Raw genomic sequence first — 22,424 nt, 5'->3', positions numbered from 1 at the left:
ACTTAACCATAAAATATCGGAGTATGTTATGTCACTAAGTGCACAACAGAAAGCTGAAATCGTAGCTAAATTTGGTCGTTCAGAAACTGACACAGGTTCACCTGAAGTACAAGTTGCTTTATACACTGTACAAATCAACCACCTGCAGGGCCACTTTAAAGAGCACATCCATGATCACCACAGCCGTCGTGGTCTACTACGCATGGTTAGTCAGCGTCGTAAATTACTTGACTACCTAAAGCGTAAAAACGTAGCTGCATACACAGCACTTATCTCTGAATTAGGCCTACGTCGTTAATTCTGAGTTAAAAACTGATTTCAAAAAGAGCCTATAGGGCTCTTTTTTTGTTTTTAAAACACAAAAAAATATGTTTAAAACGTTTTAAAGCAGGCAGTTTGACGTATACTATCGGCGCGATAAAAAGCATAAAGATTATAAATTAAATAAAGGATATAAAAGTGACTCCTATTGTAAAAAGTTTCCAGTATGGTGAACATACTGTAACCCTAGAAACGGGTGTAATTGCACGTCAGGCAACTGCTGCTGTAATGTGCAGCATGGATGATACCTGTGTATTTGTTTCTGTTGTTGGTAAAAATGCTGACGACCAGGAGCGTGATTTCTTCCCGCTTACTGTTAACTACCAGGAAAAAACATACGCTGCGGGTAAAATCCCAGGTGGTTTCTTCAAACGTGAAGGCCGCCCAAGTGAAGAAGAAACGTTAATTGCACGTCTTATTGACCGTCCAGTTCGTCCTCTATTCCCTGAAGGTTTTAAAAACGAAGTTCAAGTAATTGCAACTGTTGTTTCTATCAACCCTGAAGTTAACCCGGATATCGTTGCGATGATCGCAACATCTGCGGCACTTTCTATCTCTGGTATGCCTTTCAACGGTCCTATCGGTTGTGCGCGTGTTGGTTACAAAGAAGGTCAATACCTGCTTAACCCTACTAAAACTGAATTAGAAACAAGTGATCTTGACTTGGTAGTATCTGGTACAGACAACGCAGTATTAATGGTTGAATCTGAAGCGGGTATCTTAAGCGAAGACGTAATGTTAGGCGCTGTTGTATACGGTCACGATGAACAGCAGAAAGTTGTTGAAGCAATTAAAGAATTTGCAGCTGAAGTTGCACGTCCTGCATGGGACTGGACTGCTCCGGCACGCAACGAAGCATTAGATGCGTTAATCGCAACTGAAGCTCAAGCGCGTTTTGAAGAGGCATACCAGATCAGTGATAAAGGTCAGCGTTACGATGCTGTTAAAGCTATCACGGCCGAAGTAAAAGAAAAATTATTAGCTGCTGACGAAGAGTTAGATGCTAAACAGGTAGGTGAATACTTACACGATTTAGAAAAAACTGTTGTACGTACGCGTATTATTAAAGGTGAGCCGCGTATCGACGGCCGTGATCCTGAAAGTGTTCGTGCACTTGACGTTCGTACCGGCGTACTGCCGCGTACTCACGGTTCTTCACTATTTACACGTGGTGAAACACAAGCATTAGTAACAGCAACGCTTGGTACGCAGCGTGATGCACAGATCATTGACAGCCTGATGGGTGAGAAGAAAGATCACTTCTTGCTGCATTACAACTTCCCTCCATACTGTGTTGGTGAAACAGGCTTTGTTGGTTCTCCTAAGCGTCGTGAAATTGGTCACGGTCGTCTGGCTAAGCGTGGTGTTCTAGCTGTTATGCCGACGGTTGAAGAGTTCCCGTACACAGTACGTGTGGTTTCTGAAATCACTGAATCTAATGGTTCATCTTCAATGGCTTCTGTTTGTGGTTCATCTCTAGCGCTTATGGATGCCGGTGTACCGCTTAAAGCATCTGTTGCTGGTATTGCAATGGGTCTGGTTAAAGAAGGCGAAGAGTTCGTTGTTCTTTCTGATATCTTAGGTGATGAAGATCATCTTGGTGATATGGACTTTAAAGTTGCCGGTACTACTGAAGGTATTACTGCACTGCAGATGGATATCAAAATTGAAGGTATCACTCGTGAAATCATGCAGATTGCTTTAAACCAGGCAAAAGCTGCACGTTTACACATTTTAACAGTAATGGATGAAGCACTGCCCCAAGGCCGTGAAGATATTTCTCAGTTTGCTCCGCGTATTCATACACTGAAAATCAATACTGATAAAATCCGTGATGTTATTGGTAAAGGTGGTGCGGTTATCCGTGCTCTTTGTGAAGAAACTGGTACTACGATTGAAATCGAAGATGACGGTACAGTTAAAATTGCAGCAACTTCTGGTGAGCAGGCTGATGATGCAATCAACCGCATTAAAGCACTGACAGCTGAAGTTGAAGTAGGTACTATCTACACAGGTAAAGTTGTACGTCTGGCTGATTTCGGTGCATTCGTAAACATCTTACCTGGTAAAGACGGTCTAGTTCATATTTCACAAATCTGTGAAGAACGTGTACAGAAAGTTTCTGACCATCTGAAAGAAGGTCAAGAAGTAAAAGTTAAAGTACTAGAAGTTGACCGCCAGGGCCGTGTTCGCCTAAGCATCAAAGAAGCAATGGAAAAGAAAGAAGCTCCAGCTGCTGAGTAATACTTTACTTAATAAAATATAAAGTAATGGCTTAGGTTATTAACTTTAATAAAAAGGAAGCTTCGGCTTCCTTTTTTTATGCCTGAAGAAACTTAAAGTTTCTGACCAGCTGTTAACCAAGACAGAAGGTCAAAAAAGATAAAGTCTTAGAAGTTGACCGCCAGGGCCGTGTTCGCCTAAGCATCAAAGAAGCAATGGAAAAGAAAGAAGCTCCAACAGGACTTCTTCAGACTGCGAAACTGTGTTTCGGTTCTTCATCATCAGCATAGTAAATATATGTTTCTCTTTTGTACCAGTAGAAAGATGAAGATGGTCTAGTCCACATCTCACAGCTATACCTCAAATAACGGTGAATAGCGTTTACAAAAATTGCCCGACCATCTGAAAGAAGGTCAAGAAGTGAAAGTTAAAGTACTAGAAACTAGACTTCTTCGACTGCGAAACTTCGTTTCGGTTCTTCATCATTGCCTGCATAAATATATGCCTGATGATATTTAAAGCTCCTGAGCTGCTGTAAAGTAAGTCAGAAGCCCCAACAGGTCTTCTTCAGACTGCGAAACTGCGTTCGTCTGCTCATCTTGCGCATAAAATATATGCTTTATTATAGCCCTGAAGAGGCTTAAAACTTCTGAGAACTGGTCATGTAGAACAAAAGTTTTAACAGATCTTTTTTATCGGATGTTCAGCTGTTTATTATCATCAGGCCAATAAATATATCTCCCCTGTTTTTGTACCTGAATAGTCAAAATTGTCACCGGACTGATGGAGAATTAAGATGTTTTTTCTTTTCCATTGCCGGTGTTACCGGGCGTTATAGCGTATTGATGTTTTTTGAAAAACATCAAATTATTTGCTTTTTCACTGCTGTTTTTAAGCCGCTTTTTCGGTTTGTTTAAAATACTAACCCCTATGGGAAGGGCGGCTTATTTAATTTTCATTTTTATTCTTTCGTTGAAATATACAATCAATTAAGTATAAAAAATACACTGTTTTTACTGAATTTGTGCGGGGTTCGTCACTCTTGCGGGTTACCTGAGCGGGTTAGTCCACAAACTGTCATAAATTGTCTTAAGACAAAAAATATCTCATTTATCTTGTTATTTTAGCTATATTAAAAACTACCATTAATATTTAGAAAGGATTTTCTATGCAGGATGCAGAGAATAAAACGTACCGTGATCGACACAAACCCGCAAGTGATTTTGGTTCCCGTGAAGACTACTTGAACAACGAACTGAGTATCATGAAGTTTAAACGCTGGGGTATAAATTTACCTTATCGTGATTACCGTATTGAAATAGAGGACTGGGTACCGGCATTAGCAGCCACCATTGGTAAAATTGTAATGGTAGCCGCTATGGCTACGGCATTTGCCGCTCAGTTTGGTTTAGATGCTTCTTTTGTTGCAGAAAACGTCCGCTTTGAACTAGTTATTGCAGGTGTTTTATTTGTGGTGTTGTTTGCCGCGATATTAAACCCTCGTACTAACCTTGCCGGCACGCATGGCCCTATGATTCCGCTTATCCCGTTAATTGCCGCCGCTGGGGGGCATCCGCTGGCGCTCGGCATTATGGTCGGGGTATTCGGTATTATGCTGAGTATGTCTAAAGGCGGCTCTAAGCTGGTGACCTTAACCGGTGAAGGGGTACGCGGGGGCTTGCTGATTTATCTCGGTGCGGTAGGAACTGTTGGTCAGATTGCTAAGTTAAAAGCCTGGTCTGCAGATAATATCGGCATGCCCTTCGTAGCCTTTGTGGTTATCTTAGTAACCATAGTTGTTTATGCATATCTAGCACGTATCAAAAAACGCTGGCTGGCGATTCCACTGTGTTCCGTAATAGCTGGTATTGCCGCATACGCATTAGGTGCTCCATTTGAGTTTGTCACAGAGCCGGGTTTGCCAAACATGAGTCCGCTATACTGGTGGGGTGAAGATACCGGCTGGAAGCTTGGCTGGCCTACACTTAGTCATTATATTGCCGTTATTCCATTTGCTATTCTAGCTGTCGCGATGTGGTCTCCTGATTTCTTAGGTCACCGCGTATTCCAGGAGTTAAACTATCCGAAAAAAGCTAGAAATGTACTTATGGACGTAGATGATACAATGACTGTAGTGTCTATTCGTCAAGTGGTAGGCTCGGTATTAGGTGGTGCAAACTTAGCATCTTCATGGGGAACTTACATGATCCCGGCCGCTATCGCTAAACGTCCTATACCTGGCGGTGCCGTTTTAACTGGCTTTTTGTGTGTAGCATGTGCGTTATTAGGTTTTCCAATGGATTTGGCAATGTGGGAGCCTGTATTACGTGTGGCATTGTTAGTAGGAGTATTCTTACCTCTGTTAGAAGCGGGTATGCAGATGGTTAATGATAACAAGAGCTCACAAAGTGCAGGTATCTGTATCTTCTCAAGCGCACTGGTTAATCCGGTATTCGGCTGGGCAACGACAATGCTATTAGACAATATGGGCTTTATCGGTGATAAAGAGCGTAGTGAAAAACTAGCCTTTGCAGACCGTTTAGTGATTCCTGCTGTCGCATTTATCATTTGTGTCGGCTCACTGGCATTAGTAGGGCAGCTGCCGGGTATTCCAGCACTGCTTTAGTATTGACTGATAACGGTCAGGATCAAAAAAGCCGAGTTCTTCAGCGAAGAACTCGGCTTTTTTATTTTCAGCGAAGAAATAGAATTATTATTTCGGCTCACCAATAGGTAAAACTTCACGGCCGTACTGTTCGTTAATTACTTCAGCCATTGCTAAGTAAATTGCGCTTAATCCACAGATAAGACCTTCAAATCCGGCAATTTTGCCGATTAATGCCGAGCCGGTGAAATCACGTGCAGCTAACAGGAAGAATAAAACGGTTAAGCTTCCGAAGATAAACTGTAGACACTTGTTACCGCGAAGTGTTCCGACAAACATAAATGCAGTAAATATCCCCCACATTAACAGGTACCATGCCATAAATGCGTGTGGTGTCGTTTCTGCTGCACCGCCTAATTCCATTTCAGGCATTATCAGCAGTACAACTAAGCTGATCCAGAAAAAACCGTAAGATGTGAAAGCGGTTAGACCAAATGTATTACCTTTTTTAAATTCAAGTATACCGGCGATAACTTGTGCTATACCGCCGTAACATAGGCCCATTGCTAATATCATTGCGCTAATTGGAAAAAATCCAGCGTTGTGGATATTAAGTAAAACAGTTGTCATACCAAAGCCCATTAGGCCGAGTGGTGCTGGATTAGCGTAATTAATAGTTTGTGACACGCAATATACCTTTTTATGTTAGTTGGACGGGAGATAATCGCGCGCACAATATCACGACTAATTTTTTTGTAAAGAAATTTGTAAAATTAAGACCTCTATCACCTTTTTGTAGATATTTAAATTATAAATGAGATACAACCAGTCAAATCTTGAACATTAATAATTTGCATAATTATTCATTATTCTTTATATTCGATGCATAATGTAACTTTGTATTAATTTTATTAACTGCGCTTAATACAATCAGATTAACTGTTAAAAAACGAATTTGAGAAATATGAAATCAGCAACTCTATCGATAAAAAATCTGCATAAATCATTTGCAGACAATGAAGTATTAAAAGGTATCGATTTAGATGCACATAAAGGTGATGTGATTTCGATACTAGGTGCTTCGGGCTCCGGCAAAAGTACTCTGCTGCGCTGTGTCAACCTACTGGAAACACCGAGCTCGGGTGAAATTCGAGTTAACGGTGAACTGATCGAGATGAAGCAGGATAAAAAACGCGGTGCTGTGCCGGCTTCAATCAAGCAGGTGGAACGTATCCGTTCTCGTTTAGCAATGGTTTTCCAGGGTTTTAATCTGTGGTCGCATATGACAGTTTTAGAAAATGTTATTGAAGCGCCGGTGCATGTTTTAGGCGTACCTAAAAAAGAAGCGATTGTAAAAGCAGAAGCTATTCTGCAGCGCGTTGGTTTATATGAAAGAAAAAATTATTTTCCCGGGCAGCTTTCCGGCGGTCAGCAGCAGCGGGTTGCTATTGCGCGTGCGCTTGCTGTCGAGCCTGAAGTAATGCTCTTTGATGAGCCAACCTCTGCACTGGATCCTGAACTGGTCGGGGAAGTACTGAGTGTGATGCGCGGCCTGGCAGAGGAGGGCAGAACCATGCTGGTTGTTACTCACGAAATGGCATTCGCCCGTGATGTTTCAAACAAGGTGTTGTTTCTACACGAAGGTTTAGTCGAGGAACAGGGGAAGCCGGAAGTTATTTTTGAAAACCCGTCATCAGAACGCTTTAAACAATTTATTTCATCAGTTTATTAACCCGAACATAGTTTAAATAATTTACCCAATTTAAGGATACACAATGAAAAAAATCAGCTTGTTAATTGCACTATTCGCCTTGTCATTTAACGCCGCGCAGGCAAAAGAGTGGAAGCATATCCGTTTTGGAGTGGAAGGTGCCTACCCTCCATTTAGTAAAACAGAAGCCGACGGCAGTGTTACCGGATTTGATATTGATATTGCTAATGCATTATGTGCCGAGATGGAAGTTAAATGTACTTTAGTAAAGCAGGACTGGGACGGCATCATTCCGGCATTATTAGGTCGTAAGTTTGATGCTATTATCGCCACAATGGATATTACCGAAGAGCGTAAAAAGAAAGTCGCTTTCTCGGACAAATATCAGCATATTCCAGCACGTTTTGTTGCTCTGAAAGGAACTGATTTCCAGGCGACAAAAGAGTTTATGGCAGGAAAAAGCGTTGGTGTACAGCGTGCTACAACGATGGACCTGTATATCTCGGATAATTACCCGAATGCTAAAATCAAGCGTTACGGCTCAGCTGACGAAGCGTATCTGGATCTTAAAGCTGGTCGTTTAGATTATGTAATGGCAGACTCTGCCGCTATTGCTGACGGTTTATTAGCCAAAGAAGACGGTGATAAATTTGAATTTATCGGTCCTAAACTAAACGATCCTAAATGGTTTGGTGAAGGTGCGGGTATTGCGCTGCGTAAGCAGGATAAAGAACTGAAAGCGAAGTTAGACAGTGCAATTGCCGCTATTCGTGCAGACGGTACTTATAAAACTATCCAGGATAAATACTTTACTTTTGATGTTTACGGTGCAGATCAGTAATTACTGACGCCGCAAAGCAAAACTAATACCATTCCGCCTAATTAAATGGTCTGAAATTACGAAGGGAAAATTAAAGAGAGCAAGGCGTTTGATTGAGCAATAGCCGGCTATCGTTAATTTTAACCAGTAAGGCTGATCAGGTAATTATGCGGAATGGTATAAGGATGGGCAGCCATCCTTTTTTATTATGACTGGAAATTGAATTTTATATGGCTGAACTACAAAATTACCAGGGAATACTGCTTGAAGGGGCATGGTTAACTCTTCAGGTTGCATTGCTGTCACTAATATTAGCGGTTTTTTTAGGACTGTTAGGCGCATTAGCTAAGTTATCGCACTCAACAATATTAAAAGGTATTGCTACTTTATACACTACGGTTATTCGCGGTATTCCTGATCTTATCTTAATGCTGCTGATATTTTTCGGCGGACAGATGCTGGTAAATGATTTAAGTTACAGCCTCAATGAATGGTTAAACGAACTGTTTACAACTTATAACCCTGAGCATGAATGGTATTCATTTTTACCGGACTATATTGATATCAGCCCCTATTTTGCCGGTATTATTACCATTGGTTTTATTTTCGGTGCTTATATGGCTGAAACTTTCCGCGGTGCTTTTATGTCTGTCGAAAAAGGCCAGCTGGAAGCTGCAACTGCCTACGGAATGAGTAAATTAAAAATTTTCACCCGTGTTATGTTTCCGCAGATGATGCGTCATGCACTTCCCGGCATTGGTAATAACTGGCTGGTTTTATTAAAAACTACAGCTCTGGTTTCGATTATCGGTTTACAGGATATGGTTAAAATTGCCGGTGATGCGTCCGGCTCAACGCAGCAGCCTTTTACTTTCTATTTTGCTGTGGCTTTGGTCTTCCTTTTCTTTACCACACTGTCGACCGCTTTATTAAAGTGGGCTGAACAAAAATATACGATTAAAACGAGGTAGAGATGGATTTATCAATTATCGTTAATCAGTACTCGCTTTACCTTAATGGTTTATGGACCACTATCTGGCTGGTGGCACTTTCATTACTGTTAGGTTTATTTATTGCGGTTCCGGCCGGCATACTGCGCGGCAGCGGCAACTGGTTTGCAAAAGGCCCTGTCTGGTTTTATATGTATTTCTTCCGTGGTACGCCGCTGTTAATACAGTTGTTTATTATCTATTACGGATCGGCACAGTTTGATAGTTTACGTGAAAGCTGGTTATGGGACTACTTTCAGGAAGCGTGGTTCTGCGCATTGTTAGCCTTTACTTTAAATACCGGTGCGTATACTGCGGAGATTGTCCGCGGTGTAATCGGCACTATGGACAAAGGCGAGCTGGAAGCCGCTAAGGCGTATGGTATGAGTACCTGGCAGACTTTACGTCGTATTACTCTGCCTAACTCACTGCGTCGTGCCCTGCCGGCTTACAGCAATGAGATTATCTTTATGATCCACGGCAGTGCCATCGCCGGGGTGGTTACTATTGTTGATATCACCGGGGCGGCCCGCGTAGTTAACGCCCGTTATTATGCGCCTTTTGAAGCTTATTTTGCTGCCGGACTGCTGTATATGTGTTTAACCTTTTCTGTTATTTACCTGTTTAAAAAACTGGAAGCCTCTTACTCGCAGCAGTAAAGCTCTCTGTTACCTGCTTCTTATAAAATACGCAGTTTTTACTGCGTTTTTTTATGCCTGGATTTAAATAAATTTCCTTATTTGACCAATTGAAGCGGATGCAGCACACTGAAGTAAGAATTTTTCAAAAAGGATGTATTATGAAAATACTTGCATTTGCAGGAAGCAGCAGCACTCGATCAATTAATAAAAAGTTAGTTACCTATGCCTGCAGCTTAGTCGAAAACAGCACTACAGAGGTGTTAGATCTTAATGATTATGAAATGCCGATATTTAGTGAAGACAGAGAAAATGACTCCGGTATCCCCTCCTTAGCTCATGATTTTTTTAATAAAATCAGCCTGTGTGACGCGCTGGTTATCTCTTTTGCTGAGCATAACGGTTCTTATTCTGCCGCTTATAAAAACATTTTTGACTGGTGTTCACGAATTAATGCCAAAGTCTTTCAGGGTAAAAAACTCATATTACTGGCGACATCTCCGGGGCCTAGCGGTGCTTCCAGTGTATTAACCGGGGCTGTCGGCTCTGCACCGTTCTTTTCAGGAGACCTGAAAGGTTTTTTATCTGTACCAAGCTTTTATGAGAATTTTGATTTAGAAAACAGCTGTCTGAAAGCAGATGATATTAATGAGCAGTTACAGCTGCTGATGGCAAAGTTAAGTTAAGAAGGAAAAAGAAAAGGCATGCCGGGTGCTGGATAAAATGACCGACATGCTTTTAATAAAGTGCTGTTTAGTGCGATAAAATCTGATCTAAGAACAGTTTTAAACGATCCGACTGCGGATTATCAAAGAATTCATGAGGTTCATTCTCTTCGATAATCTGTCCGGCATCCATAAAAATTACCCTGTCCGCAACTTTTTTAGCAAAGCCCATCTCATGGGTAACACAGATCATGGTGATCCCTTCTTCGGCAAGTTCCACCATGACCTCCAGTACTTCTGAAACCATCTCCGGATCCAGGGCGGAAGTTGGTTCATCAAACAGCATTATTTCAGGGTTGATACATAAACAGCGTGCGATAGCGACACGCTGCTGCTGTCCGCCTGACAACTGGTTAGGATATTTATGCGCCTGATCGGCAATTTTAACCCGCTCAAGATAATACATGGCCGTTTCAACTGCTTCTTTACGCGGTTTGTTATGCACCCAGGTTGGAGCCAGCAGCAGGTTTTCCAGCACGGAAAGGTGCGGGAAGAGGTTAAAATGCTGGAACACCATGCCCACCTGTGAGCGGATATGGCGGACAACCTTTACATCTTCAATTAACTCTGTGCCGTTAATGGTAATCTTGCCTTCCTGAAACTTTTCCAGGTGGTTTAAGCAGCGTATGGTAGTTGACTTACCCGAGCCGGAAGGGCCGCAGATAACCAGTTTCTCACCTTTTTTAATATTTAAATTAACGTCTTTGAGTACATGGAAGTCACCATACCACTTGTTAACATCCTGCATTGTGATCATAAATTCGTGTTCAGACATGGTAATTCCTTTTAGTGCTCGGTATTAAACTTACGTTCAATAGCTTTAGAATATTGAGACATAGTAAAACAGATAACCCAGTAGATAATGGTAACAAAGACATAACCTTCGACCTCATAACCCAGCCAGTTAGTATCACTGTTAGTAAGGGTTACCATGGCTAGAATATCGAATAAGCCGATAATCAGGACCAGGGTGGTATCTTTAAACAGGGAGATAAAAGACCCCACTAAGTTAGGGATGGAGATTTTTAAAGCCTGCGGCAGAATAACTAAAATCATGCCCTGCCAGTAACTAAGGCCTAAAGACTCACTTGCCTCATACTGCCCGCGGGGGATTGCCTGCAGTCCGCCGCGAACCACTTCTGCAATATAAGCCGCCTGGAACAGGGTGATGCCGATCAGTGCACGCAGCAGTTTGTCAAAATCAATGCCGTCACTGAAAAACAGCGGCAGTACAACAGATGCCATAAACAGTATGGTAATCAAAGGAACACCGCGGACAAATTCGATAAAACCGACACACAGGGTTTTTACAATGGGCATATGTGACTGGCGCCCTAAGGCTAAGATAATACCGATCGGAAATGAGGCGATAATACCAACGGCCGCCACCAGTACGGTGAGCATTAATCCGCCCCATTTTTCTGTTTCAACAATTTCCAGACCGAACCAGCCGCCGCTGATCAGAATAAAACAGACAACAGGAAAGGCTAAAATCAGCGCTATTTTCAGATTGAGATTTTTGACGAATTTCATAGAAAGCAGAAAAGCGATACAGATCAGAGCCACAAGATTAGGGCGCCAGTGCAGAGATTCTGGGTAAAATCCGTAAATAAACTGATCCAATTTTTCAACAATAAATATCCACCTTGCCCCTTCTTTTACAACTTCATCCTGTGCGCCGCTCCAGGTGGCATCAAAGATCATCCAGTTAAGCAGAGGCGGGATAATAGTATATAAAAAGTACAATCCGGCTAAGGTTAACAGGCTGTTTTTTATATCCGAAAATAGATTTTCTCTTAACCAAAACAGCACTCCTTTACTGGTAGAGGGGGCTGGTTTGGCTTCTTTCACTGCATAAGTAGCCATTTTATCTTCCTTTGATTGCCATTTTCGCATTTACCCAGTTCAGCATTAATGAAATAACGATACTGAATGTTAAATAAACGGCCATAGTCATTAAAATAATCTCAATTGCCTGGCCGACCTGGTTAAGGGTGGTGCCTGAAAACAGAGTGACAATTTCCGGATAACCGATAGCTGTGGCTAATGACGAGTTTTTAACAAGGTTAAGATACTGGTTAATAACCGGAGGAATAATGACGCGTAATGCCTGCGGTAAAACCACTTTAGTTAAGATAATGTGATCTTTTAAACCTAGGGACTTAGCCGCTTCTTTCTGACCGTTAGGCACTGCTTCAATACCGGCACGAACCGCTTCGGCGATATAGGTTGCAGTATAGATACTTAGTGCAAACACTAAGGCCAGCAGTTCAGGAATAATGGTAAGGCCGCCTTTAAAGTTAAAACCTTTGAGGTGCGGGTATTCGGCGGAAATCGGCTGACCGCTGATAAAGTAAACCACAACGGGAGCCAGCACGATTATTGCAATTGAGACCTTGATTAACGGGAACTCTTCACCGCTTAAATCATGGCGTTTTTTCGACCAGCGGGCCAGAAAACACACACCGGTCACAGCCAGTATCAAAGCGATTAAAATCGCACTGCTGCCGCTTTCAAAAATCGGCTCCGGCAGCAGCAGCCCGCGGTTGTTTAAGAATACCGAGTCCAGGTAAGAGAAGCTCTTGCGCGGACTGGGCAGTGCCGCCAGCACCACGTTATACCAGAACAGGATCTGCAGTAAGATTGGAATATTGCGGAAGGTCTCAATATAAACAAGAGACAGACGAGAAATTAAGTAGTTTGATGATAATCGCCCTACACCTATCAGCAGACCTAATACAGACGCGAAAAAAATACCGATAACCGAGACTAACAGCGTATTTAATAAACCGACAATAAATACATCGTAATAGGTTGAACCGGCGTCATCATATTCAATAAGCGTCTGGCTGATACCAAAGCCAGCAACATCATCTAAAAAAGAGAAACCAGTGGTAATACCTCTTTTTTCGACATTATCGAACATGTTGCTGGCGAAATAATAAGCGAGAAAAACAACAAACATTAATGCGAGCACCTGGAAAATAACGGCTCGATTCTGCGGGTTGTTTAAGAATCCGTTAGCGGAAGGGGGGAGTTGAGAACTGTTCATAACAAGCCTTAAAAAGGGGAGTTTTGCTCCCCCAATATTAATTTATCGAATTGGCATTGAGTACATTAACCCGCCCTGATTCCATAAATTATTAAGCCCGCGCTCAATATTCAGCGGTGACCCCTTACCAACGTTTCTGTCAAACATTTCCCCGTAGTTACCAACTTTTTTGATGATGTTGTACGCCCAGTCAGAACTCAGACCTAAGTTTTCGCCCGCTTTGCCGGAAGTACCTAATAAACGTTTAATACCCGGATTCTGAGACTTAAGCTGTGCATCGACATTCGCAGAACTGACACCTAACTCTTCGGCTTCTAAAGTAGCGAACATGGTCCAGCGGACAATATTAAACCACTGGTCATCACCCTGGCGTACAACCGGACCTAGCGGCTCTTTGGAGATTATTTCCGGCAGAACAACCACCGAATTAGGTTTGTTCATTTTAAGTTTTAAACCGTATAACTGCGATGCATCAGAGGTAACCGCGTCACAGCGGCCTTTTTTGAAACCGTCAATAGTCTGACCGGATGTATCGTAAGTAACCGCTTTATAGGCCATTTTATTCGCTTTAAAGTAGTCGGTTAAATTAAGCTCTGTGGTAGTACCTGCCTGAATACAGAAAGTTGCGCCGTCTAACTCTTTGGCTGAACTGATGCCGAGCTCTTTATTAACTAAGAAACCCTGGCCGTCGTAGTAGTTAACACCGGCAAAGTTTAAACCCAGTGAGGTATCACGTGTTGCGGTCCAGGTAGAAGAGCGGGCTAAAAGATCAATCTCACCGCTTTGTAATGCAGTAAAGCGTTCTTTTGCGGTTAGTGGAATATATTTAACTTTTGCAGGATCGCCTAATACAGCCGCTGCTACTGACTGACAAAAATCGACATCAATACCTTTCCATACACCTTTAGAGTCGGTTGCAGAGAACCCCGGGATACCCGTTGAAACGCCGCAGTTTAATACACCTTTTTTAACAACCTGGTCCAGTGTTGATGCTGAAGCAAGATTAGGAAGCAGTGAAGCAATACCCAGCATTAAAGCTATTTTCGTCAATTTCATTTTTATATCCTTGTCTATGTTATTGATATCAATTTCAATATATGGAAAGTGAAAACCTTACTTTCGATTGATTAATCAAGCATAGAAAAGAATATATGAAACTCCAGTTTGTTACGAAATTGTTAACTGTTACAAGAGTTCTCTCACAATATCGTTTGTTAAATAAACAAAAAGTGTGATTTTCCAACAGCAAACATGTTAATCATGATACAAATATGTTTGCTGTTCAAAAAACATACATAATTACGGGTTGATATTCATAACCTTACTGTCGCTGCTGTGCGGTTTATGCTGCCGATGTTTTTTAATTAGCTGACTTAACTGCACTGCATCCCAGGTAATAGACGGATCACTGCAGCGGTTTTCTAATTTTTTAATTTCATCAGCTAACTGTTTTTTATCCTGAGCATTTAAATTCAGATAATCAGGCAGTTGTGACAGGCTTTTCAGCTGCTGATATTCACTCTGAGCATAGCTTAACAGTGCCTGGTAAATAAGAGGCGCATCCTGTTTCTGCAACGTATTATGCAGGCTCACAAGCTCCTGGTTTAAGGGAGGAGGAGCAGGGGGACTTTGCTCTGCGGCTGCCTTTCGTCGGTAAGAGTAATGATAAGCCGCTAATATGAATAGTAAAAATAACAGTACAGCAGAAATAACCTGCCATATAACTACAGCGCTGTTATCTGCAGCAGCAACTGCAGGTGCTTCCTGTGGTGTATCTACCGCGGGAGCCGCCTGCGGTACCGTGTTTCTCTCTTCGGCTGTCTGCTCTTTTTCTGCCGGCAGAATGGTTAATGTCTGTGCGGGTAAAACAGCAAATTCCTGTTTATCTGTGCGGCTGTTCCACCATGGCACTTTTATTTCCGGCAGGATAAGCTGACCGCTTTGATCCGGGATGATCGCATGACGCAGGGTGCGCTGTGCATAGAGCAGATCGTTTGCCTGGCCTTCCTTTAATTCATCCTGATCCGGATAAAAACGCAGACTTTTCGGATAATTGAAATTAATCACCGGCAGCTTGTCTTTATTAATTGAAGCGACCTGCAGTGCGATGCTGCGGGTGATCGGCTCTCCGACGCGGTAGCTCTGGCCGTCCAGACTCTGATTTTCAACCAGACGAACATCATCGCTGATCAGCCATTCTCCCTGATAGTTCGCTGGTTTTTCCTTGATGGTCACTTTCAGGCTGTCACCGCGAATATTAATGGGATCGGCAATAATCCGGTTATTCCAGTCATTGACACGAACCGTTTTACGCAGGCTGCCGGTTAAAAGGGGCGAGTTGATGGTAAAATCACCGGCTTTATTAGCGGTTATCTGGTACTTTCGGGTGATGGTTTTATAACGGATACCGTTGCGGATTGTCTGGCCGTTTTTATCTTCTCCGTAAACTTCAATATCAGCATCATCTAAAGTCGGATTCAGCAGGTTTAATTCATTACTGTTTTGTGAAAGAAAAATCTTAGTGGTAAATATCAGCGGCTGCCCCAGGTAAAGGGTCTCTCGATTGATGCTGTTTTCTATAAACACGACATTATCTTTGCTTGTTGTTGCCTGTGCAGAGGGTTTTTCGACGCTAATGGCTATTTTTTTACTGCTTAGCGAACCGATTTTTAAAGCGGGAATGGTAAAGGTACCTATTGCTTTTGCCTGCAGGGTGACCTGCCACTGGGTGAGCTGGGTAAATTTACCATTGATTAATTTGCTTTGCTGACTTTTCGAAGGACGATAAACGGTAAAGTCTTTTTCTAAAGGACGAGTGTCCAGCTGATAGTCTGAGCTGGTGCTGTTTATTTCGATAGTTAATGTAAACATATCGCCTAAATATACGGAATGATCACTGACCGATGTCTGCACCTGTACCTGTGCTGCTGACACACTTTGGTGAATAAACAGTGATAAAAATAGGCTTGTAATAATTGTAAATAATATTTTCATTACCAGATAGCTCCGTTATTTTCTTGTTTTACCGGCTGTGATAAAGCCCTTTTTCGATATTCAAGACGCATTTTGTTTTTAAGTAATAAAGAGGGATCGTCGGGCATATTTTTCAGCCAGTTCGGCAGCTGCTCTAACTCTTGGTTAACTTCGCCGCTTTCTTGTAATGCATTGAGCTGCTGCTGATCCTTCTGCTCAGTTTCCTGCTCAGTTTCCTGCTCAGTTTGTGCAGGCTGTTCCTGTGCTTCTTTTTCCAGCTGTTCGCTGTCCTGCTGCTCGCTGCTCTGCTGTTCGCTGTTCTGCTGTTCGCTGTTCTGCTGCTCGCTGCTTTGCTGTTCGCTTTGCTGCTCGCTGTCCTGCTGTTCGCTGTCCTGCTGTTCGCTTTGCTGCTGTTCGCTTTGCTGCTGGTCGCTTTGCTGCTGTTCGCTTTGCTGCTGGTCGCTGCTCTGCTGTTCGCTTTGCTGCTGGTCGCTGCTCTGCTGTTCGCTTTGCTGCTGTTCGCTGTCCTGCTGTTCGCTGCTCTGCTGGTCGCTTTGCTGCTGGTCGCTTTCCTGCTGTTCGCTGCTTTGCTGTTTGTCTTTCTGCTCCTGCTGCTGTTTTTTTAGATCTTCAAGGAGTTTTTTATTGTCTTGTGCTTGTTGAAAATCAGGCCGGAGAGTAAGTGCTTTTTGATAAGAGCGGATCGCTTTATCAATTTCCTTCAGCTGTGCATAACTGTTGCCCTGGTTATAAAATGCATCTGCGTTTTCAGGTGTTTCAGCGGCAGCCTGGGTAAAGGAGGCTAAGGCTTCTTTATACTGCTTATTCTGATAATAGGCGGCGCCTTTATTGAGAGGGTCTTCATATAGTTCAACTGCTTTCTGATAGTCTTTATCTTGATAAGCCTGAAATGCGTTCTGCTGATTATTCTTCCACACAGAAGCTTCTACTTTCGGGCTGGACAGCTGCAGAGAGACACTTATAAGCAGCACGTAGAAGACTCCTTTTCTAAACAGCAGCAGGAATAAAGGCAGTAATAAAAAGGCCAGCCAGTAACCGTCGTCTATGACCATCTCATTTTTAGCGGACTGCTGTGATGTATTTTTCCGCGCCTCTTTAACAGAGAAATGCTGTGCTAATTTGTCGACATCTTCAGCCGTATTAGTAAAGGTTAAATACATGCCGCCGCTGGCACGGGTGATATCGTAAAAAGGTTTACCCTTTAATTTAGGAACAACTATGCTGCCGTTTTCATCCTTTAATAATGAACCGTCGGGCAGTTTTATCGGCGCACCTTTCGGGGTTGCCATGGCTAAAATTGAAACAACCCAGTCACTGCCTTTCAGCTCTTTGATCATTTTCTCTGCAGTTTGTTTATCAATATCATCGCTGAGAAAAACAATATGTCCCTGTTTGTAGCCGGCGTTAGTCATCAGCTCTATTGCTTTTTCTAAGGCCAGATCTGCGCGCGAGCCGCTTACCGGCATTATCTCCGGTGAGAGATGCGGAATATGATTAATAATGGAATTCCCGTCAACGGTTAACGGCGAAATGGTAAAAGCATCCCCTGCGTAGGTAATTAAGCCTTTTTCACCTTCACTCCATTTTTTGATCAGATCGATGGCTTTATACTTGGCCTGCGTTAAGCGGCTGGGTTTTGCATCTGTTGCATACATTGAATAGGAAAGGTCTAAAACAACAACCTGGGCTTTTTCCATTTCATAAACCGGAAGCTCCAGCTGACGCCAGCTCGGACCGGATAAAGAGATACAGGCAATGACAGCCAGTGCAGTGAAAGCGAATTGTCCTGCATTAGACTTATCCGGGGCACTTACCAGATTTTTGCTTAAATGCGGGGCAATCAAGGTTTGTCCCTGATTATTTTTAGTGCTCCGGTAACGCAGCAGTGAGAATAAAAATACAACAATTATTCCCAGCAGCCAGGCTGGACGTAAAAATTCTAGCGGTATAAAGGTGGTTTCAGGCAGCATAACGGCCTCTTAATTTAAAATATAAAGCAAATAAAAACAGGACTAAAAGAGCGCCCGATAAGGGCCAGTAAAAGAGGTCTTTTTCCGGACGAAATTCTAAGAAATCGCTGTCAATAGGCTCTAATTTATTAATCTTCTGGTAGATGTCTTGTAATTCATCCTGGTTTCTTGCTCTAAAATACAAGCCGCCGGTTAATTGGGCGATTTCTGTTAAGGTTTTTTCATCTAAATCTGCGGACGGATTGATGCGCTGTTTACCAAACAGGCCCCGTTTAATCATTTCATCGGCACCAATGCCGATAGTGTAAATAGTGATATTGTTTTTAGCCGCTTGTTTAGCTGCCGTAAGCGGCTTTATGGTGCCGGCGGTATTTGCACCGTCGGTAATTAAAATAAGCACCCGCTGCTCATTTTTATTTTCAACAAAGCGTTTAATGCCCATAGCAATGGATTCCCCAATTGCGGTACGCTGCCCGACTAAACCTATTTCTGCTTCATCAACCATCTGCTGTATGGTGTTGAGATCAAAAGTCAGCGGTGTTTGTAAATAGGCGTGATCGGCAAATAAAATTAAACCTAAACGGTCGCCGTGACGTTTATCAATAAAGGTTTTCAACAGATCTTTTACCAGGGTTAAACGCTCGACCTGTTTGCCGTTTAAGGGCATATCTACTTCCTGCATACTGCCCGACAGATCCAGCGATAAAATCATATCGCGGCTCTGCTGCTGCAGGCGAACAGGCTCTCCAAACCAGATAGGTTTGGCTAATGCGCTGAGTAATAAAAGCCATACTAACCAGGGAATAAAGGCGCTTAAGTTAGTGCGCTGATTTTGTGACTGTTCGCCGCTTAATCCCTTGGCCAGCGGGATCCACACCTGGGTATAGGTACGTTTTTGTGCGCTTAAGAAATAGCGGAAAACCAGGGGCAGAGGTAACAGCAGGAAAATCCATAGATAAACAAACTCAAACATTTTTACTGCTCTCTTTTTGTTGTTTTTTAATCTGATGCGGTAAATTTTTTATCCAGTTTCCAGCCTGCTGAAAATCATCCGCACTGCAGGGCTGTGCAGTGCTGTGATAAAGGCGTCTGCTAAACGTTTGTTTATCTTGGAAAATAGTTTCCGCTGAATAGTTTTGTAAAAATTCAAACCACAATTCACCGTGCAGCGAAGCGACCTCAGACCTTGGAAAATACAGCAGGGCAGTGCCTTTTAACAGCTGATTTAAGGAGGCAAAACTGCCCTTGCTGCTATTTAACTGATTTAGTTCCTGCAGCGCTTTTTTCTGCAGTTCTTTTTTTTCTTTATATTTTTTGAAAAAATATACCGCAGCCGCTAGTAAAATAATAACGAGTACTGCCAGCAGCCAGTAAATAAAGGGCGGAGGCCAGGAAGATGCTGTATCCGGATCTATAATGCCGTGCAGCTGAGCAAGCGGATTCTGGTTATCGTTCGGGGGCATGAAACTGCTCCATTAATGAGCTGGAAGCTGATATCGGGTAAAGTGGAATGCCGTATTTCAGAAAGGTGTTAACGACATTCTGCTGACGTTCACAAGCAGCCTCCTGATATTCTTGTAAAGCATTTTTCTGTTTAAAAAAGCCGCTTCCGTAGAGGCTGTTTACTTTCAGGTTCGTCTGCTGTACATCTTCTGGCAGAACCTGCTCCAGCGGATCGCTGATCTGCCAGGCGTTGATCTGATTATGACGGCGAATTTGACTGATTAATTTCCGGCAGGGTCCATCAAGCTGTGAAAAATCACTGATTAAATGCACCTGGCTGCCTGTCTGCACCAGACGGGAAAGGCGTTTCAGCTGCACGAACAAGGACTGCGCAGCCGCTGTGGTTTTAAATGCCTGAGTGGTACATAACTGTTCACTTTGATGAAGGAAAGTCATCAGACCTTTATTTCTGCCGGTCGGTTTTAATTCAGCTGCTTTCTGCTGATTAAAGACAATGCCGCCGAGGCGGTCATTACGCTGTTTTGCCTGCCAGCTGAGCAGGGCCGCCAGATGACAGGCCTGTACAGATTTAAAAACAAACTGACTGCCGAAAATCATACTGTCGGAAAGATCTAATAAAATAAAAACCGGGCGCTCTTTTTCTTCCTGAAATAATTTAGTATGTGCCTTGCCGGTGCGCGCGGTTACAGACCAGTCGATGGTGCGCACATCATCTCCGGCCTGATAATGGCGTACTTCGGCAAACTCCATGCCGCGACCTTTAATTTTTGCCAGATAATTTCCGGACAGCTGCCGATAAGCCGCTTTAGCCGCCGGCTGCAGCTGCAGCTTAGCCTGCTTTTTATAGCTGAGCAGTTCATTTAAGCTGACGTTGATCCCCGTCTGATAGGGCGTGTCGGCAAATATCTTTGGTTTAGTGGTATTCATTAGGCTGGAATCGCTACCTGATTAATAATCTCTTTAATGACACGGTTGGCATTAACACCCTGTGCTTCTGCTTCGTAACTTAAAATAAGGCGGTGGCGTAAAACCGGATAGAGATTTTGAATAATATCATCGGGCATCACGTAATCTCGGTTATCTAACCATGCGCGGGCTTTTGCCGTACGCATTAATGCAATGGTTGCACGGGGGCTGGCACCGTAACTTATCCATTCGTTTAACTGTTCACCGTAACGTGCCGGCTGGCGTGTTGCGATAATCAGATCAATCAGATACTGCTCTAAATGCGGGGCAATAGTGATGTTCATTATTTCCTGACGAACTGCAAAAATCTGCTCATTAAGCAGAGGAGTCACTTCGGCAATTTTTTCTTTTAATATCTCTTTCTGATTGAGTTTTAAAATCTCTTTTTCTGTCAGTGCATCCGGGTAATCCAGCTCAAGATGCATAATAAAACGGTCTAACTGTGCTTCTGGAAGCGGGTACGTTCCTTCCTGCTCAAGCGGATTCTGCGTTGCCATTACCAGAAAAAGCTCCGGCAGTTTATAGGTCTTTTTACCAACAGTGATCTGATGTTCGGCCATCGCTTCTAATAACGCAGACTGTACCTTTGCCGGTGCGCGGTTTATTTCATCGGCTAGAATTAAATTATGAAACAGCGGGCCTTTTTCAAAAATAAATTCTCCGGTTTCCTGACGGAATATATCTGTGCCGGTTAAGTCAGAGGGTAATAAATCCGGGGTAAACTGAATACGGTGAAAATCACCCTCAATACCGTCGGACAATGCATTGATCGCACGGGTTTTAGCCAGTCCCGGCGGGCTTTCAACAAGAATGTGACCGTCTGCTAACAAAGCAATCAATAAACCGTCTACCAGTTCACTCTGTCCTAAAATCATTTTATTAAGGTAAGTTCGTAACGCATTAAGTTGTTGTTTTGCCATGATTATAATCTGCTTAAATAAAGAGAATGAAAAATATACTGCCAATAACAGTCAACTTCAAGATTAAAAAGTTCCATAATTACCTGTTAATTAAAGACGCTTGAAGTAATAATATTATTAGGGCAGTCGTCAAAAGTCTGTTAATCCTGATTTTTATGATTTTGCACATGTTTTTTTAGGACTTATTTACGTATCATTAACAAACTCTTATCTAATTTAACTAAATTTAAGGAATTAAAATGAGCGAATTGGAATCGATTATTTGGCATACTCTCGGTTATTTAGCTATGCCGACGATATTTGTCGCTGGTTTTATCGGTGTATTTCTTGCTGCAGTGGCAATTTTAAAAGTGTCCGGTGATACTCCCGTCGAAGATTAATCACAATTATTGTTCGCTAGCGCAAAAGCACTATTGAAATAAAGCAATTATTGATAAGCTCCCTGTATTCTTACAGCGGGGCTTTTTTTTATAGCTCGAGGAGAGCGTTATGCAGATTTATATTATGCGCCATGGGCAGGCGGAAATGATGGCTTGTTCGGATGCTGAACGGGCTCTGACCTCGGTTGGGCGCACAGAATCAGAAAAAATGGCCGCTTATTTAGCTGCCGGCGGCATAACGTTTGATGCGGTTATGGTCAGCCCCTATCTGCGTGCTCTGCAGACCTGGGACTCTGTATGCCCGTTTTTTCCTGAAGTAGATAATGTTCAGGTTATTAAGTTTTTAACGCCGAGCGGAAGTGCTCGAAAATCAGTTAATGAGATTTTAGCGTTACAGGCAAGCGGTGTGAAAAAACTGTTGATAGTTTCACACTTGCCGCTAGTTGGTTATATAGTTGGAGAATTAACTCCGGCGGCCGGCGTGCCTGCGTTTGCTACCTCGACCGTAGGACATGTGGAGCTGGATGAAAGTGGTTTTGCCTGCCTGCACAGTTTAACCAGTGTTGCGCAAATATCAGCCGCTTAAATAACAGTGTCAAAAAGCAGCATTAGCTGCTTTTCCTGATTCACAGTACTATCTTTGTCA

Annotated in this window: 21 protein-coding genes; 10 read left to right on the top strand and 11 right to left on the bottom strand. The window is 42.8% G+C overall.

The genetic code is table 11. The features are described 5' to 3' along the window. Positions 1-28: 28 nt before the first annotated feature. The 3 genes from rpsO to G337_RS0109650 all read left to right on the top strand — a co-directional run bounded on the left by rpsO (position 29) and on the right by G337_RS0109650 (position 5,170). Positions 29-298, top strand: coding sequence for a 30S ribosomal protein S15 (rpsO, locus tag G337_RS0109660; RefSeq protein WP_028863706.1), 270 nt, complete (start codon positions 29-31; stop codon positions 296-298). A 161-nt stretch (positions 299-459) separates the two neighbouring features. Further along, positions 460-2,565: a polyribonucleotide nucleotidyltransferase gene (gene pnp, locus G337_RS0109655; RefSeq protein WP_028863705.1), complete on the top strand. Its 2,106-nt coding sequence runs from the start codon at positions 460-462 to the stop codon at positions 2,563-2,565. A gap of 1,147 nt (positions 2,566-3,712) precedes the next feature. Further along, positions 3,713-5,170 (top strand): DUF3360 family protein, encoded by a 1,458-nt coding sequence (locus G337_RS0109650; RefSeq protein WP_028863704.1) that lies wholly within the window; start codon positions 3,713-3,715, stop codon positions 5,168-5,170. Between the two features lie 87 nt (positions 5,171-5,257). Here the strand turns inward: G337_RS0109650 and G337_RS0109645 are convergent, their stop codons facing one another. Next, positions 5,258-5,836 carry an acetate uptake transporter gene (locus G337_RS0109645; RefSeq protein ID WP_028863703.1) on the bottom strand — a complete coding sequence of 193 codons (579 nt, stop codon included), beginning with the start codon at positions 5,834-5,836 and terminating at the stop codon, positions 5,258-5,260. Between the two features lie 277 nt (positions 5,837-6,113). Here G337_RS0109645 and G337_RS0109640 point away from each other — a divergent pair, with 277 nt between their 5' ends. The 5 genes from G337_RS0109640 (at position 6,114) to G337_RS0109620 (ending at position 9,993) form a co-directional block, all read left to right on the top strand. Further along, entirely contained in the window at positions 6,114-6,881 is a 768-nt protein-coding gene (locus tag G337_RS0109640) for an ABC transporter ATP-binding protein (protein ID WP_028863702.1), read from the top strand. Positions 6,882-6,924: 43 nt separating this feature from the next. Further along, complete coding sequence (locus tag G337_RS0109635) at positions 6,925-7,701, top strand: ABC transporter substrate-binding protein (protein WP_028863701.1); 777 nt, start codon at positions 6,925-6,927, stop codon at positions 7,699-7,701. Positions 7,702-7,910: 209 nt separating this feature from the next. Beyond that, positions 7,911-8,651 carry an ABC transporter permease gene (locus tag G337_RS0109630; protein WP_028863700.1) on the top strand — a complete coding sequence of 247 codons (741 nt, stop codon included), beginning with the start codon at positions 7,911-7,913 and terminating at the stop codon, positions 8,649-8,651. Between the two features lie 2 nt (positions 8,652-8,653). Continuing rightward, the gene (locus G337_RS0109625; protein ID WP_028863699.1) at positions 8,654-9,328 is read left to right on the top strand and encodes an ABC transporter permease; all 675 of its coding nucleotides are present in this window, start codon (positions 8,654-8,656) and stop codon (positions 9,326-9,328) included. Between the two features lie 140 nt (positions 9,329-9,468). Then, entirely contained in the window at positions 9,469-9,993 is a 525-nt protein-coding gene (locus G337_RS0109620; protein WP_028863698.1) for an NADPH-dependent FMN reductase, read from the top strand. A 67-nt stretch (positions 9,994-10,060) separates the two neighbouring features. Here G337_RS0109620 and G337_RS0109615 read toward each other — a convergent pair whose 3' ends face one another. The 10 genes from G337_RS0109615 to G337_RS0109570 all read right to left on the bottom strand — a co-directional run bounded on the left by G337_RS0109615 (position 10,061) and on the right by G337_RS0109570 (position 21,398). Continuing rightward, positions 10,061-10,807: an ATP-binding cassette domain-containing protein gene (locus G337_RS0109615; protein WP_028863697.1), complete on the bottom strand. Its 747-nt coding sequence runs from the start codon at positions 10,805-10,807 to the stop codon at positions 10,061-10,063. Between the two features lie 11 nt (positions 10,808-10,818). Beyond that, positions 10,819-11,898, bottom strand: a complete 1,080-nt coding sequence (locus G337_RS0109610) for an amino acid ABC transporter permease (protein ID WP_028863696.1) — start codon at positions 11,896-11,898, stop codon at positions 10,819-10,821. A 1-nt stretch (position 11,899) separates the two neighbouring features. Further along, the gene (locus G337_RS25975) at positions 11,900-13,084 is read right to left on the bottom strand and encodes an amino acid ABC transporter permease (RefSeq protein ID WP_028863695.1); all 1,185 of its coding nucleotides are present in this window, start codon (positions 13,082-13,084) and stop codon (positions 11,900-11,902) included. A gap of 42 nt (positions 13,085-13,126) precedes the next feature. Then, a complete protein-coding gene (locus G337_RS0109600; RefSeq protein ID WP_028863694.1) occupies positions 13,127-14,140 on the bottom strand; it encodes an amino acid ABC transporter substrate-binding protein in 1,014 nt (337 codons plus the stop codon). Between the two features lie 243 nt (positions 14,141-14,383). After that, a complete protein-coding gene (locus G337_RS0109595; RefSeq protein ID WP_028863693.1) occupies positions 14,384-16,078 on the bottom strand; it encodes a BatD family protein in 1,695 nt (564 codons plus the stop codon). Then, positions 16,078-18,048, bottom strand: coding sequence for a vWA domain-containing protein (locus G337_RS0109590; protein ID WP_028863692.1), 1,971 nt, complete (start codon positions 18,046-18,048; stop codon positions 16,078-16,080). The genes G337_RS0109595 and G337_RS0109590 overlap by 1 nt, the downstream gene beginning before the upstream one ends. Beyond that, positions 18,038-19,021, bottom strand: a complete 984-nt coding sequence (locus tag G337_RS0109585; RefSeq protein WP_028863691.1) for a vWA domain-containing protein — start codon at positions 19,019-19,021, stop codon at positions 18,038-18,040. Before G337_RS0109585 ends, G337_RS0109590 begins: the two co-directional genes overlap by 11 nt. After that, a complete protein-coding gene (locus G337_RS0109580) occupies positions 19,014-19,511 on the bottom strand; it encodes a DUF4381 domain-containing protein (RefSeq protein ID WP_028863690.1) in 498 nt (165 codons plus the stop codon). Before G337_RS0109580 ends, G337_RS0109585 begins: the two co-directional genes overlap by 8 nt. After that, positions 19,495-20,439, bottom strand: coding sequence for a DUF58 domain-containing protein (locus G337_RS0109575; protein WP_028863689.1), 945 nt, complete (start codon positions 20,437-20,439; stop codon positions 19,495-19,497). The genes G337_RS0109580 and G337_RS0109575 overlap by 17 nt, the downstream gene beginning before the upstream one ends. Next, positions 20,439-21,398: an AAA family ATPase gene (locus tag G337_RS0109570; RefSeq protein ID WP_028863688.1), complete on the bottom strand. Its 960-nt coding sequence runs from the start codon at positions 21,396-21,398 to the stop codon at positions 20,439-20,441. Before G337_RS0109570 ends, G337_RS0109575 begins: the two co-directional genes overlap by 1 nt. Before the next feature lie 239 nt (positions 21,399-21,637). Between G337_RS0109570 and G337_RS28185 the strand changes: the two genes are divergently transcribed. Further along, positions 21,638-21,778 carry a TIGR02808 family protein gene (locus tag G337_RS28185; RefSeq protein WP_084605325.1) on the top strand — a complete coding sequence of 47 codons (141 nt, stop codon included), beginning with the start codon at positions 21,638-21,640 and terminating at the stop codon, positions 21,776-21,778. Positions 21,779-21,887: 109 nt separating this feature from the next. After that, positions 21,888-22,364 carry a phosphohistidine phosphatase SixA gene (sixA, locus tag G337_RS0109560; protein WP_028863687.1) on the top strand — a complete coding sequence of 159 codons (477 nt, stop codon included), beginning with the start codon at positions 21,888-21,890 and terminating at the stop codon, positions 22,362-22,364. Positions 22,365-22,424: the final 60 nt, after the last annotated feature.

Origin of the sequence: Psychromonas aquimarina ATCC BAA-1526, from assembly GCF_000428725.1 — a bacterium.
In the GTDB taxonomy this organism is placed as follows: domain Bacteria; phylum Pseudomonadota; class Gammaproteobacteria; order Enterobacterales; family Psychromonadaceae; genus Psychromonas; species Psychromonas aquimarina.
This window is presented reverse-complemented; position numbering and strand designations above follow the sequence as displayed.

Coding starts and splice junctions, on each gene's coding strand:
- G337_RS0109600 (WP_028863694.1), bottom strand. CDS start 14,140: ATGAAATTGACGAAAATAGCTTTAATGCTGGGTATTGCTTCACTGCTT.
- rpsO (WP_028863706.1), top strand. CDS start 29: ATGTCACTAAGTGCACAACAGAAAGCTGAAATCGTAGCTAAATTTGGT.
- G337_RS0109580 (WP_028863690.1), bottom strand. CDS start 19,511: ATGCCCCCGAACGATAACCAGAATCCGCTTGCTCAGCTGCACGGCATT.
- G337_RS28185 (WP_084605325.1), top strand. CDS start 21,638: ATGAGCGAATTGGAATCGATTATTTGGCATACTCTCGGTTATTTAGCT.
- G337_RS0109595 (WP_028863693.1), bottom strand. CDS start 16,078: ATGAAAATATTATTTACAATTATTACAAGCCTATTTTTATCACTGTTT.
- G337_RS0109615 (WP_028863697.1), bottom strand. CDS start 10,807: ATGTCTGAACACGAATTTATGATCACAATGCAGGATGTTAACAAGTGG.
- G337_RS0109640 (WP_028863702.1), top strand. CDS start 6,114: ATGAAATCAGCAACTCTATCGATAAAAAATCTGCATAAATCATTTGCA.
- G337_RS0109575 (WP_028863689.1), bottom strand. CDS start 20,439: ATGAATACCACTAAACCAAAGATATTTGCCGACACGCCCTATCAGACG.
- G337_RS0109630 (WP_028863700.1), top strand. CDS start 7,911: ATGGCTGAACTACAAAATTACCAGGGAATACTGCTTGAAGGGGCATGG.
- G337_RS0109635 (WP_028863701.1), top strand. CDS start 6,925: ATGAAAAAAATCAGCTTGTTAATTGCACTATTCGCCTTGTCATTTAAC.
- G337_RS0109570 (WP_028863688.1), bottom strand. CDS start 21,398: ATGGCAAAACAACAACTTAATGCGTTACGAACTTACCTTAATAAAATG.
- G337_RS25975 (WP_028863695.1), bottom strand. CDS start 13,084: ATGAACAGTTCTCAACTCCCCCCTTCCGCTAACGGATTCTTAAACAAC.
- G337_RS0109620 (WP_028863698.1), top strand. CDS start 9,469: ATGAAAATACTTGCATTTGCAGGAAGCAGCAGCACTCGATCAATTAAT.
- G337_RS0109625 (WP_028863699.1), top strand. CDS start 8,654: ATGGATTTATCAATTATCGTTAATCAGTACTCGCTTTACCTTAATGGT.
- G337_RS0109610 (WP_028863696.1), bottom strand. CDS start 11,898: ATGGCTACTTATGCAGTGAAAGAAGCCAAACCAGCCCCCTCTACCAGT.
- G337_RS0109590 (WP_028863692.1), bottom strand. CDS start 18,048: ATGCTGCCTGAAACCACCTTTATACCGCTAGAATTTTTACGTCCAGCC.
- G337_RS0109585 (WP_028863691.1), bottom strand. CDS start 19,021: ATGTTTGAGTTTGTTTATCTATGGATTTTCCTGCTGTTACCTCTGCCC.
- G337_RS0109650 (WP_028863704.1), top strand. CDS start 3,713: ATGCAGGATGCAGAGAATAAAACGTACCGTGATCGACACAAACCCGCA.
- sixA (WP_028863687.1), top strand. CDS start 21,888: ATGCAGATTTATATTATGCGCCATGGGCAGGCGGAAATGATGGCTTGT.